The organism is Pseudomonas migulae (genome assembly GCF_043225285.1).
Classification (GTDB): Bacteria; Pseudomonadota; Gammaproteobacteria; order Pseudomonadales; family Pseudomonadaceae; genus Aquipseudomonas; species Aquipseudomonas migulae_C.
The window spans coordinates 2963984-2975991 of record NZ_CP171224.1; the positions used below are offsets into that span (position 1 = coordinate 2963984).

The window sequence follows — 12008 nt, forward strand, 5'->3', positions numbered from 1 at the left end:
TCGTTAAATCCAGGAGTGGCGAGCGGGCAGCGTGCCGTTGAGGTGATAGGCGCCGACGGCGTGATACTTCCAGCGCACCGGGTCGTGCAGGGTGTGCACGCGGGCGTTGCGCCAGTGGCGGTCGAGGTTGAATTCGGCGAGGGTGGCGCGGCTGCCAGCCAGTTCGAAAAGCTTTTCGCTGGCCAGCAGCGAGATCTCGGTGGTCAGCACTTTGGCTTCGGCCACGGCAATCGAAGCGCGGGCGGCGGACTCTGCAGTGAGCGGCGCGGCATTGACTTGATCGAGCACTTGCCCGGCCTTGCGCAGCAGGGCTTCGGCGGCGTGCAGTTCGATCTTCAGTTTGCCGATGTCGGCAATCACGTACAGGTCATCGCTGGCGCGTTCGACCTTGGCGTCGATCCATGGACGGGCGCGGGTTTTCACGAATTCGATGGCGTCATCGATGGCGCCGCGAGCGATGCCGGCGTCGATGGCCGCTTGAATCAACTGCGAGACGGCGCCCTGGATGTTCGGTTTGTCATTGATCTTCCAGTTGTCCACCACCAGCTCGGCGTCGACCCGCACGTTGTTGAGCAAAATGGTGCCGCTGGCGGTGGTGCGCTGGCCGAAACCGGACCAGTCATCGACGATGCGCAAACCCGGTGTGCCGCGACGGACGAAGGCCAGCACTTGCTTGCCGTCGTCGTTCAGCGCCTTGACCGCCACCCAGTGGGCGAACAGCGCGCCGGTGGAGTAGAACTTCTGCCCGCTGATGACAAATCCGTCGCCATCGGCGGTGATCCGTGTCTTGAGTTCCAGGGTGTTCCTGGTGCCGCGTTCCGGCCCGGCATTACCGATGCGCCAGCCTTCGAGCACGCTTTTGAACAGCTGCTTTTTCTGCGCTTCGGTGGCGCTGCCGAGCACCAGGTTGAGAATGCCGAACTGGTTCTGCGGGATCTGCCCGAGTGCCGGATCGGCCGCGGAAATGATCGCGAAGACATCGGCCAGGGTGACGAACGAAACCTGCGGGCCGCCGTATTCGCGCGGGACAGCAATACTGCCCAGGCCGCTGCGGGTGAACTGTTCGATTTCCGACCACGGCAGCTTGCGCTGGCGATCACGTTTAGCCGCTTGTTGGCGGGCGACTTGCGCCAGCTCATGGGCAGCCTTGATGGCTTGAGCGTCGTTGCGCAACACCTGCGTGGGCAACAACAGCGGGGCGATGTCCAGATCACTCTGGACGATTGCATCTGCCAGACTGGACATCAGTGCCGCTCCTTGGCTGCACGCAATGCCCTGGCGATCTGCACTGGGGTGATTGTGTTCCGGACCATACCTACCTCACATCTCATGGACGCCGCGATGGGTGCGGCGAAGTAAAAACAAGAATGTCCGGTGGTCCGGTTTATATACCCTAAGCGTGTATAAAAAATTAATAAACTAACTTTTAGGAATATGGATAGAAGTGTGTCGTGAGCAACTGTACGTGGGGCAACACTTTGTTCATGCAGCAACAGGCACAGATTTGTAGGAGCGAGCTTGCTCGCGAAAAACGCCCGGGCGACGCGTGTGTTCAGACGGCAAGCGTTATCGTTAACCACCATCGCGAGCAGGCTCGCTCCTACAAAGGGCGGGCCTTGGTGCGCAGCCAATTTTCAACGTGCGCGCCGGTGCCCAGCGGGAGTTGTTGCCCACCCGGTCGAGGATGCAATAGGTCACCTCAAGGCGCAGGTCTTCGCCAGCTTCAACAATGATCGCGGGCGGCACCCAGACCTGAATCGGCTCGCCGACATCGCTCGCCTTGAGGCGTGGCAGGTCCATGCGCACGTCGCCCCAGCGAAGGGTGATTTCGTCGTCGGCGGCCATGTTCAGGTATGGCTCGATGGTCAGGGGAACGCCGCGCTTGATCTGGTTCGGGTTGACCCCCTGACGGCGGATGGTCTCTGGAATGCTCACTGGTGCCAGGCGCTGGTTTTCGTCACCACACAACGCCGGTGGCTGGCCGCCCGGGCAGTCGAGCTTGATCTGTACACGGGTTGCCGGTGACAGCGCAGGCCCATGGCCGACCTGCATGAGGCGATAGTGGATGCGGGAGGAGCCGTTGGCGATGAAGCTTTCCGGTACGCGTAGCGCCACCATGTGGCCAACGTCATGGGCATCCAGCACCCTGGAGGCCACGTAGCAGTTGTCCCAGAACAACTCGATCAGATCGCCCTCGTCCATGCCGGGGTAGGGGGCGACGTCGATCAGCAGATGCGCCGCCGAAGTGATGTTGATGCCGCTCTTGTGTGATTGCGCAACGGTCGGTGCCGCGAGTTCGGGTTTGTTCGAGATGCTTTTCATGGGTTTCTCCTTGAAGTCCTGCAGCGAAGTCCGTTTCTGAAAGAACTGAGTGGCCCGGCAACACATGCTTATTACAAAGCATTGGTTGATTACATTGGCCGGAGACTAGATATAAACGCGCATGAATAACTGTCAATAGAATGAGCGGGCCAAGTAACGAATCAGCTGTTATTCAGAAAGCTCCTACGCTTTCGGGTTAACAAGCCTCATCGCGTTGTCGAACATGACCACTGAATCAGCAGGACATGGTGGTGGTTGAAGGCAGACCACACGTACGAGAAGGATTACTTGTATTTGGGATATTAGGCGAGGTTTATCCGTGGCGGGACATATATATGTACCGCACGCGATAATGAAGGTGAGGTGAATATTCGAGAGGGATTTGTTGAGAGGTAATGTAACTTCCATCCATGGAAGTTGGATTTATTACTTGAGGCTCAGTTGTGGCCGTTGTTCAGAAACTTGCTGAGAAACTGTTTTGTCCGCTCTTCTTTAGGATTGGCAAACAGTGCCTTGGCTTCGCCCTGCTCGACGATCACACCCTTGTCGAAGAACACCACGCGGTTGGCCACGTCACGGGCAAAGCCCATTTCGTGAGTGACGATCACCATGGTGCGATTCTCTTCGGCGAGGCTGCGGATGGTCGCCAGCACTTCCCCCACCAGTTCAGGATCGAGCGCGGAGGTGGGTTCGTCGAACAGAATCACTTCCGGCTCCATCGCCAGCGCCCGGGCAATCGCCACGCGCTGTTGCTGACCACCGGAAAGGCGTCGCGGGTAAGCGTCTTCCTTGCCCGCCAGGCCCACCCTGGCCAGCAGCTTTTTACCCAGGGCAACGGCGTCGGCGTGCGGGACCTTCTTGACGATGATCGGGCCTTCGATGACGTTTTCCAGGGCGGTGCGGTGCGGGAACAGGTTGAAGTTCTGGAACACGAAGCCCACGTGCTGACGCAAGCGTCGCACCAGGCCCTGCTGCTGGTTCAACGGGCGGCTGCCATCGATCTCGATGTCGCCGACCTTGATCCGGCCGCTGGAAGGTTCTTCGAGAAAATTCAGGCAACGCAGGAACGTGGTTTTCCCCGAGCCGCTCGGCCCGATGATTGCCACCACCTCGCCTTCCTTCACTTCCAGATCAATGCCGTTAAGCACCACTTGACCCTTGAACTGCTTTGTCAGTTTTTCCACGACAATCATGGGGTCAGGACTCCTGGTCGTGCCGATTGACCCGCTCTTCCAACTTGTTCTGCAGGTGCGAGAGCACCGTGGCCAGAATCCAGTAGATCAGCGCGGCGGCAAGATACATGGTGAAAATTTCGAAGGTCCGGGCGGTAATCAGCTGCGCCTGGCGGAACAGTTCCGGCACCTGGATGGTGGCGGCCAGTGCCGTGTCTTTGACCAGCGAGATGAAGCTGTTGCCCAGCGGCGGCAATGCGGTGCGCATCGCTTGCGGGATGATGGCCCGGCGCAGGGTCTGCGCGCGGGTCATGCCGATACTCGCTGCGGCTTCCCATTGGCCACGCTCGATGGAGCTGATCGCGGCACGCAGGATTTCACAGGCATAGGCCGCCATGTTCAGCGAGAAGCCGATCAGGGCAGCCGGCAGCGGATCCAGTTCGATCCCCAATTGCGGCAAGCCGTAATAGATCACGAACAGTTGCACCAGCAACGGCGTGCCGCGAAAGAACGACACGTAGATGCGGGCCAGCCAGCTCACCAGTTTGAAGCGCGACAGGCGCATCAACGCCAGGCCGAACCCCATCACCAGGCCGAAGAACATCCCGCCCAGGCTGAGGATGACCGTGTAGTACGCGCCCTTCAGCAGGAAGGGCGCGGAGTCCAGCGCAAGTTGGAAAGCTTCTTCCATTATTGAGTGACGTCAGCGCTGAAGTATTTTTCCGAAAGCTTTTTCAGCGTACCGTCGGCACGCAGCTTGTCGATGGCCTTGTTCACGGCGGCCAGCAGCTCAGGCTCGCCTTTGCGCAGGGCGATACCGGCTTCCTGACGGGAGAACGCTTCACCGGCGGCGGAAGTGTCCTTGGCCTTCTTGGCGTATTCCAGCGCGGCGAGGCGGTCGATCAGGATGGCGTCGGTGCGGCCGTTACGCAGGTCGGCGAACTTGCTCGGATCATCTTCGTAGGTGCGCACGTCAGCGGTCGGCACGTTGGCTTTGACCCACTGCTCGTAGTTGGTGCCCAGACCTACGCCGACTTTCTTGCCACCCAGGTCGGCGGCGGTCTTGATGTTCAGCTCCGCAGCCTTTTTGGTCAGCACCAGCGCCTGAATCCCGGAAACGGTGTACGGCTCAGAGAAGTCATACTTCTTCTTGCGCTCTTCGGAGATGGTCACCTGGTTGACCACTGCGTCCAGACGCTTGGATTCCAGCGCCGCGAGGATGCCGTCCCATTTGGTCGGTTGCAGCTTGACCTTCACGCCCAGTTCTTTGGCCAGGGCTTCGGAGAACTCGACTTCGAAGCCGGTCAGTTTGCCGTCAGCGTCAACGAAACTGAAAGGAGGGTAAGTGCCTTCCAGGCCGACGTTGATCACGCCAGCGTCCTTGATTTTTTGCAGTTGCTCACCGGCAACCGCTTGCCCCAGCAGACCGGCGCTCAGTGCCAGGCCCAGCGAACCTACCAGCAGATTTCGACGTAGTGCGGAAAAATTCATGACCAGCCCCTGTGTTTTCTTTTTTAGGAATGTTGGCAAAATCGGGATAAGGACGACTGCGATATCCTGCCCTAAAGCAGCGTATGCGTCTCGCTGCAAATTCGCCTGCGGCGTGACTATATGATGGCGCTTATAGATAGGAAAATAATAAATATTGCGTTTGTTATTCCGTAAATGAATATGCGATAGGTAGACCGCTATCGCCGGCAAGCCGGCTCCTACAGGGGCGTGCACGACGCGAACCCTGTAGGAGCCAGCTTGCGGCGGGCGGCGTTCCGACGATAGAGCGCAAAGCGCTCTTAAAAAGCCGAATCGTAGGCAAACAACGCCGGCGCCCCACCGGTATGCAGGAAAATGATCGGCCCCTCATCAAAACGCTGGCGCCCGATCCCGTCCAGCAACCCCGCCATGGCCTTGCCGGTGTACACCGGGTCCAGCAACAAACCTTCCTGGCTCGCGACCAGTTTGACCGCCGACAGCGTCCCCGCATTGGGCTCGCCATAGCGCGGAGCGAAATATTCGTCCCATAGCTCGACCTTGAAACTGGCCGGCAGATTCACTTCCAGCAGCGCCGCCGTGCGCTCGGCCAGGCCCTGGACTTTCGGCCGCTGATCTTCATCGCTGCGGGAAACCGTGACGCCGATCACCGGCAGATCCGGCAGTGCTTCACTGAGCGCGAGTGCCAGGCCGCTGTGGGTGCCGGCGCTGCCCGAGGCCAGCACCACGGCGGCGAAGGTCAGGCCGGTGTCCTTGATCTGTTCGGCCAGTTCCAGGCCCGCGCGCACATAACCCAGTGCCCCCAACGCATTCGAACCACCGATCGGCACCAGGTACGGTTTTTTGCCGTTGCTGCGCAGGCGTGCGGCCAAGGCTTCCAGCTGTTCGTCAGCGTTGTCGAGGTTGTCCACCAGCTCGACCTTGGTATCGAACAGATCGAGCAGCAGCCGATTGCCATTGCCGAGATAGTTGGCGTCGTCGGTACCCAACGGATTTTCCAGCAATGCGACACACCCCAGGCCGAGTTTGGCGGCGAGGGCGGCGGTCTGGCGCACGTGGTTGGATTGCAGCGCGCCGGCAGTGATCAAGGTGTCGGCGCCCTTGGCCAGTGCATCGGCACCGAGGTATTCGAGTTTGCGCAGCTTGTTGCCGCCCATCGCCAATGGCGTCAGGTCGTCGCGTTTGACGTACACGTCGCGGCCCAGCCAGGCCGACAGGCGTTCGAGTTTTTCCAGAGGAGTCGGGTGGTCGAGCAGGTCGAGACGGTCAAAACGGGCGAGCTGTTGTTTAATCATGGGTCCGTACTGGCGGTGAGTAATGTCAGGACTATAGGCACGGCCATAAAGGTGGGCAACCGGCAAGATTGCTTATAGCCGAAAGTGCTGAGCACAGCACAATCGGTTCTTAATTCGGATTCGAGACCTTGCCGTAAAGTAATCGCCGTCAGCGCGGCCAGGCAGTCCGGCCGCCCGTGTGGAGTTTTTACCGTGAGTGAGCGTTCCAGCCATTGGCAATTGCAGACCATCGTCAGCCAGCTGCGCACGGCGCGCGATCAGTGGCGGGCACAAAACGGCCGTGTCAGCGGCGAGCAGGGCGGTCGCGAGTTGCCCTCCCGCGCGGCCATGGCGGACATTCTTGAAGCGTTGTGCGGTGCTTTGTTTCCGATGCGCCTGGGGCCGGTGGACCTGCGCGAAGAGAGTGAAGACTTTTACGTCGGTCACACGCTGGACGTCGCGCTGAATGCGTTGCTGGCCCAGGCTCGTCTCGAACTGCGTTACGCCGCTCGTCACAGTGACCAGGCAGACGCTGAAGTCGAGGCCCAGACCATCCAGATCATTCAAGGATTTGCCCTCGCCCTGCCGGGCCTGCGCAGCCTGCTGGACACCGATGTGCTGGCGGCCTATCACGGCGACCCGGCGGCCCGCAGCGTCGACGAAGTGCTGCTGTGCTATCCGGGGATTCTGGCGGTGATTCACCATCGTCTCGCCCACTATCTTTACCGCGCCGGGCTGCCACTGCTGGCGCGGATCAGCGCCGAAATCGCCCACTCGGCGACCGGTATCGACATCCACCCGGGCGCGCAGATCGGCCGCAGTTTCTTCATCGATCACGGGACGGGCGTGGTGATCGGCGAGACCGCAATCATCGGTGAGCGCGTGCGGATTTATCAGGCCGTGACCCTGGGTGCCAAGCGCTTCCCTTCGGATGAAGACGGCCAGTTGCAGAAGGGCCATCCACGGCATCCGATTGTCGAAGATGACGTGGTGATCTACGCCGGTGCGACGATTCTGGGGCGGATCACCATCGGCAAGGGCTCGACCATTGGCGGCAATGTCTGGCTAACGCGCAGCGTGTCGGCGGGGGCGAACCTGACGCAGGCGAATCTGCAGCATGATGATGGGACGCAGAAGTAAAACCCCGATATCTCGATTGTTCCCTCCGACCTCATCGCGAGCAGGCTCGCTCCCACAATGGTTCTGGATTCACTGAAGATCCCCTGTGGGAGCGAGCCTGCTCGCGATTGATCTTAAGGCAAACCGCGATAACGACATTTACCCAATTCCCCACCGAACGAATCCCCCAAACCCCGCGTCATATCCATCCTTGAGCTAGCGTACGAACAGTACCGTCGAGCCCTGCGATTAGTCCTTAGCCCCCTATTCATGTTTAACTTGAACGCTCATTCAAGTTAAACCGCCGGTTTGCTGCCCGCTCACAACAGGAGGCTTGCCTTTGCCGAGTCCGTTATTGATTGCCCTGATTCCACCCCTCGAGGTGCACCTTTCATGAGTGCATCATCCACCCCCGCCAGCGGCCAGGTCCGCATGAATCCGCCGGTGTTTTACTTCTCGGCGACCTTCATTCTGCTGTTCGGCATCGTTGTCATTGCCATGCCTGAACAGGCCGGCGCCTGGTTGCTCGAAGCGCAAAACTGGGCGGCCAATACGGTCGGCTGGTACTACATGCTCGCGATGACGCTGTATCTGGTCTTCGTGGTGGTCACCGCCTTGTCCGGCTACGGCAAGATCAAGCTCGGTGCCGACCACGACGAGCCCGAATTCAGTTACCTGTCGTGGGCCGGCATGCTGTTCGCGGCGGGGATCAGCATCACGCTGTTCTTCTTTTGCGTGTCCGAACCCTTGACCCACCTGGCGCAACCGCCGCAAGGCGAGGCCGGTACGGCGGACGCGGCGCGTCAGGCGATGCAGATTCTGTTTCTGCACTGGGGCCTGCACGGTTGGGGCGTGTTCGCCTTCGTCGGCATGGCACTGGCCTATTTCGCTTACCGTCACAACCTGCCGCTGGCCCTGCGATCGGCGCTGTACCCGCTGATCGGCAAACGCATCAACGGCCCGATCGGCTACGCGGTGGACGGCTTCGGCATCATCGCCACGGTGTTCGGCCTTGGCGCTGACATGGGCTTCGGCGTGTTGCACCTCAACTCGGGGCTCGACTACCTGTTCGGCATCGCGCATACCCACTGGATTCAGGTTGGCCTGATCACGCTGATGATGGGCGCGGCGATCATCGTCGCGGTGTCCGGCGTCGATAAGGGTGTGCGGGTGATGTCCGACATCAACATGCTGCTGGCCTGCGCGCTGCTGCTGTTCGTGTTGTTCGCCGGCCCCACGCAGCACTTGCTCAATACCCTGATCCAGAACCTCGGCGACTACCTCGGCGCGTTGCCGATGAAGAGTTTCGACCTTTACGCCTATGACAAACCCAGCGACTGGCTGGGCGGCTGGACGGTGTTTTATTGGGCCTGGTGGATTGCGTGGTCGCCGTTCGTGGGCCTGTTCATCGCACGGATTTCCCGTGGCCGGACCATCCGTGAATTCGTCTTTGGCGTGCTGCTGATTCCGCTCGGTTTCACCCTCGCGTGGATGTCGATCTTCGGCAACAGCGCCATCGATCTAGTGCTCAACCACGGCATGAGCGCGCTCGGCCTGTCGGCTATCGACAACCCGTCGATGAGCCTCTACCTGCTGCTGGAAACCTACCCGTGGAGCAAAACCGTGATTGCGGTCACGGTGTTCATCAGCTTCGTGTTCTTCGTCACCTCGGCCGACTCCGGCACCGTGGTGTTGTCGACGCTCTCGGCCAAGGGCGGCAACCCCGATGAAGACGGGCCGAAATGGCTGCGGGTGTTCTGGGGCGCGATGACCGCGCTGGTGACCAGTGCGCTGCTGTTCTCCGGCAGCATCGATGCGCTGAAGTCGGCGGTGGTGCTGACCTCGCTGCCGTTCTCGATGATTTTGCTGCTGATGATGTGGGGCTTGCATAAAGCGTTCTATCTGGAATCACAGAAGCAGATTGCGCAGCTGCATTCCCTGGCGCCGGTGTCCGGTTCGCGACGTGGCGGATGGCGTCAGCGCCTGAGTCAGGCAGTGCATTTCCCGTCGCGGGACGAGGTCTATCGTTTCCTCGATACGACGGTGCGCCCGGCGATTGAAGAGGTGTCGGCGGTGTTCGTCGAGAAGGGTTTGAACGTGATCACCCAACCCGATCCGGCCAACGACAGCGTCAGCCTCGAAATCGGTCATGGCGAGCAGCATCCGTTCATCTATCAGGTGCAGATGCGTGGCTACTTCACGCCATCGTTCGCCCGTGGCGGCATGGGTTCCAAGGAACTCAACAATCGCCGGTACTACCGGGCCGAAGTGCATTTGAGCGAGGGCAGCCAGGACTACGATCTGGTGGGTTACACCAAGGATCAGATCATCAACGACATCCTCGACCAGTACGAGCGGCACCTGCAGTTCCTGCACCTGGTGCGCTGACGTCAGGCCTCGCTGGTCATCACCATGAACAGCACCAGCGCCGCCACCGGCACGCTGAACACGATACTGCCGACCACCAGCTCCGTCGTCACGGGCTGGCCGGCAGTGACCACGCCGATGGCGCCGTTGATCATCGTCAGGGCCAGCCACAGCACGATGAAGCTGTAGGTCAGCGTCTGGCGGCTGAAGCCGATCTTCTCGCCGATGAACAGCATCAGCGCCAGGAGGACCAGGCCGAAAGTGATGATGATCGTGGTGTGCATGGTGAAGTCCTCGCAAAGACTTTCAGAGTTCCCGACCTAGAGTGTGGTCGAGTGAGTAGCGCCCCGCTCCGCGAAACAGGATGTACAGCGACACAAATGCCATCAGCACCGGGTATTCGATGCCGCGGTCGATCCACGGCCAGGTCGGTCCGAGAATACTGGCGATTGTCAGCATCTGGATACCCATCATCGCCGCCAGCAGGCGCGTGCCCAGCCCCAGCACCAGCAACAGTCCGCCGACACCTTCCAGCAACGCCACCAGCAGGCCAATCAGGCCTGGCAATGGCAGGTGCAGGACGTTCTGGATCAGGTTGATCGACGCGGCCATCGGGTCGGCCATCGTACCGTGGGGCTGGCCCAGCAGTTTGGGCAGGCCGTGAGTGATCATGATGACCCCGTATGCCGCGCGGAGTAGCGCATGGGAAACGGGTTCGCCGAGGCGATAAAGCGGCGCAAGGGCCGGAATAAGCAACGTCGGGTTCTGGCGCATGGGAGCTCCGGGGCAAGGGGTAAGGCAGGCGTTAGCGCTGCGTCGGCTTCAACAGGTCTTCCAGACCGATGCGGCGAAACATCTCGGCGCGTACCCGATCGGCCATGGCGTTGACGATTTCCGCGCCGTCCTCGGACGGGTCGATGTGCTTGCGGAACGGGCGGGTGCCGAACGGCATGCCGACGATCTCGACGATCGCGCTGGCCACTTCGCCAACGTCGGCATCAGCGGGTTCCAGCGCAGCCAGACCTTTGAGTGCCTGATCCGGGACGCCGGCATACGGACCTTCATCGTATTGCGCGGCGCGGGCCTGATCGGCAGGCGAGCCGGAGTGCACAAAGTGGTTGGTGCCTTTGGTGAAGGCGCCCGGCACGATAATCGAGGTTTCCACGCCCCATCGCGCCAACTCACCGGCGTAGGACACCGCCAGCGAATCCATCGCAGCCTTGGCCGCAAAGTAGGGTGCCAGATACGGCGGAGTACCGCCGCGAGCACTGCTGGAAGATATCCACAACAGCAGGCCCCGGCCCTGTTTGCGCAGCTGCGGCAAGGCTGCGCGGTTGACCCGCTGGGTACTCAGCACGTTGATGTCGTAAAGCTGGGCGAACTGTTCGGGAGTAAAGGCCTCGGCGGGTCCGAACGACATGTGCCCGGCGTTGTGAATGATCACGTCCAGCCGGACGCAGTCTTCAATAATTTTCGCGACCCCGGCCTCGACCGATTCGCTGGACGCCACGTCCAGTTCGACGCTGCGCAGATCTACCCGATGCTCGTCGGCGTAGCGCTGCACTTCAGTTACATGGGGCGCATTGCGACCCAGCGTTTCACGCATGCTGGCATAGACAGTGTGGCCGGCGTCGGCGAGCGCGCGGGCAGTCAGTGCACCAAAACCGCTGGAGGCACCGGTAATCAAAATGACGGATTTCATGGCGTTGATCTCTGCACAGTGGGGGTGGTTTCAGGCTCGATGGAGAAGGCGCTGTTGAGCGAGGTGGGACAGCCATGCGGCGAAGGAACCGAGGGTGCCGGCACCGCCCAGCTCAGCAAAGCTTTCAAGGGAAGGCTCCAGATGCGAGGCGAAGTAGGCGATCAGGCCGAGAAAGTAAGCGATGATGTTGTTCATCGTCCGGCTGGCCCGTAGCGACACCACAATCATTGCCACGCCAAACACCACGACCGGCAAAGCAAACAGGCCGAGCGTGGGCGCCAGTGCTCCGATGCTCAGCGCCGCACCCATGCCGAAAACAATGCCCGTCAGCACACAGCAGAGATTCACCAGGCCGTCGCGTAAGGTCAGGCCTCGGCTGAAGAACGCTACCCAGCCGACAAACATTGCCCAGACAGGCAGGGCCAGCAACAAACTGGAGCCTGCAGCCAGCGCGGCAGTGAAAGCGGCCACTGCGGTGAACGATGTAAACATCAGTCTGGATTGCCCGGTGTGGGCGGTGTTGCCTGGAAGATTCATGGTTTTCTACTCCTTGACCGGGTGAGG

The 12008-nt window shown here is 60.6% G+C and carries 12 protein-coding genes; 2 read left to right on the forward strand and 10 right to left on the reverse strand.

Features of this window, described 5'->3' with window-relative positions:
* Positions 1 to 3: 3 nt before the first annotated feature.
* The 6 genes from ACF6ZU_RS13750 to ACF6ZU_RS13775 all read right to left on the reverse strand — a co-directional run bounded on the left by ACF6ZU_RS13750 (position 4) and on the right by ACF6ZU_RS13775 (position 6277).
* Positions 4 to 1245 carry an SfnB family sulfur acquisition oxidoreductase gene (locus ACF6ZU_RS13750; protein ID WP_392893277.1) on the reverse strand — a complete coding sequence of 414 codons (1242 nt, stop codon included), beginning with the start codon at positions 1243 to 1245 and terminating at the stop codon, positions 4 to 6.
* 327 nt (positions 1246 to 1572) lie between these two features.
* The gene (locus ACF6ZU_RS13755) at positions 1573 to 2322 is read right to left on the reverse strand and encodes a hypothetical protein (RefSeq protein ID WP_392893279.1); all 750 of its coding nucleotides are present in this window, start codon (positions 2320 to 2322) and stop codon (positions 1573 to 1575) included.
* A gap of 437 nt (positions 2323 to 2759) precedes the next feature.
* On the reverse strand, positions 2760 to 3515 hold the full coding sequence (gene tcyN, locus ACF6ZU_RS13760) for an L-cystine ABC transporter ATP-binding protein TcyN (RefSeq protein WP_392893281.1): 756 nt from the start codon (positions 3513 to 3515) through the stop codon (positions 2760 to 2762).
* Between the two features lie 4 nt (positions 3516 to 3519).
* The gene (gene tcyL / locus ACF6ZU_RS13765) at positions 3520 to 4185 is read right to left on the reverse strand and encodes a cystine ABC transporter permease (protein WP_392893282.1); all 666 of its coding nucleotides are present in this window, start codon (positions 4183 to 4185) and stop codon (positions 3520 to 3522) included.
* Positions 4185 to 4985, reverse strand: a complete 801-nt coding sequence (gene tcyJ / locus ACF6ZU_RS13770) for a cystine ABC transporter substrate-binding protein (RefSeq protein ID WP_392893284.1) — start codon at positions 4983 to 4985, stop codon at positions 4185 to 4187. The genes tcyL and tcyJ overlap by 1 nt, the downstream gene beginning before the upstream one ends.
* A gap of 299 nt (positions 4986 to 5284) precedes the next feature.
* The gene (locus ACF6ZU_RS13775) at positions 5285 to 6277 is read right to left on the reverse strand and encodes a D-cysteine desulfhydrase (protein ID WP_392893285.1); all 993 of its coding nucleotides are present in this window, start codon (positions 6275 to 6277) and stop codon (positions 5285 to 5287) included.
* Positions 6278 to 6469: 192 nt separating this feature from the next.
* Here ACF6ZU_RS13775 and epsC point away from each other — a divergent pair, with 192 nt between their 5' ends.
* Positions 6470 to 7396, forward strand: coding sequence for a serine O-acetyltransferase EpsC (gene epsC, locus ACF6ZU_RS13780; protein ID WP_392893288.1), 927 nt, complete (start codon positions 6470 to 6472; stop codon positions 7394 to 7396).
* Between the two features lie 411 nt (positions 7397 to 7807).
* Positions 7808 to 9763, forward strand: coding sequence for a choline transporter BetT (gene betT, locus ACF6ZU_RS13785; RefSeq protein ID WP_392893802.1), 1956 nt, complete (start codon positions 7808 to 7810; stop codon positions 9761 to 9763).
* A 2-nt stretch (positions 9764 to 9765) separates the two neighbouring features.
* Here betT and ACF6ZU_RS13790 read toward each other — a convergent pair whose 3' ends face one another.
* The 4 genes from ACF6ZU_RS13790 to ACF6ZU_RS13805 are packed head-to-tail and all read right to left on the reverse strand — an operon-like array spanning position 9766 to position 11981.
* Positions 9766 to 10026, reverse strand: coding sequence for a hypothetical protein (locus ACF6ZU_RS13790; protein ID WP_392893289.1), 261 nt, complete (start codon positions 10024 to 10026; stop codon positions 9766 to 9768).
* A 22-nt stretch (positions 10027 to 10048) separates the two neighbouring features.
* The gene (locus tag ACF6ZU_RS13795) at positions 10049 to 10516 is read right to left on the reverse strand and encodes a DoxX family protein (protein WP_392893291.1); all 468 of its coding nucleotides are present in this window, start codon (positions 10514 to 10516) and stop codon (positions 10049 to 10051) included.
* A 31-nt stretch (positions 10517 to 10547) separates the two neighbouring features.
* Complete coding sequence (locus tag ACF6ZU_RS13800) at positions 10548 to 11444, reverse strand: SDR family oxidoreductase (RefSeq protein ID WP_392893292.1); 897 nt, start codon at positions 11442 to 11444, stop codon at positions 10548 to 10550.
* Positions 11445 to 11474: 30 nt separating this feature from the next.
* On the reverse strand, positions 11475 to 11981 hold the full coding sequence (locus tag ACF6ZU_RS13805) for a DUF1097 domain-containing protein (protein ID WP_392893294.1): 507 nt from the start codon (positions 11979 to 11981) through the stop codon (positions 11475 to 11477).
* Between the last annotated feature and the right edge of the window lie 27 nt (positions 11982 to 12008).

Coding starts and splice junctions, on each gene's coding strand:
- tcyN (WP_392893281.1), bottom strand. CDS start 3,515: ATGATTGTCGTGGAAAAACTGACAAAGCAGTTCAAGGGTCAAGTGGTG.
- ACF6ZU_RS13805 (WP_392893294.1), bottom strand. CDS start 11,981: ATGAATCTTCCAGGCAACACCGCCCACACCGGGCAATCCAGACTGATG.
- betT (WP_392893802.1), top strand. CDS start 7,808: ATGAATCCGCCGGTGTTTTACTTCTCGGCGACCTTCATTCTGCTGTTC.
- ACF6ZU_RS13755 (WP_392893279.1), bottom strand. CDS start 2,322: ATGAAAAGCATCTCGAACAAACCCGAACTCGCGGCACCGACCGTTGCG.
- ACF6ZU_RS13750 (WP_392893277.1), bottom strand. CDS start 1,245: ATGTCCAGTCTGGCAGATGCAATCGTCCAGAGTGATCTGGACATCGCC.
- ACF6ZU_RS13800 (WP_392893292.1), bottom strand. CDS start 11,444: ATGAAATCCGTCATTTTGATTACCGGTGCCTCCAGCGGTTTTGGTGCA.
- tcyL (WP_392893282.1), bottom strand. CDS start 4,185: ATGGAAGAAGCTTTCCAACTTGCGCTGGACTCCGCGCCCTTCCTGCTG.
- ACF6ZU_RS13790 (WP_392893289.1), bottom strand. CDS start 10,026: ATGCACACCACGATCATCATCACTTTCGGCCTGGTCCTCCTGGCGCTG.
- ACF6ZU_RS13795 (WP_392893291.1), bottom strand. CDS start 10,516: ATGCGCCAGAACCCGACGTTGCTTATTCCGGCCCTTGCGCCGCTTTAT.
- tcyJ (WP_392893284.1), bottom strand. CDS start 4,985: ATGAATTTTTCCGCACTACGTCGAAATCTGCTGGTAGGTTCGCTGGGC.
- ACF6ZU_RS13775 (WP_392893285.1), bottom strand. CDS start 6,277: ATGATTAAACAACAGCTCGCCCGTTTTGACCGTCTCGACCTGCTCGAC.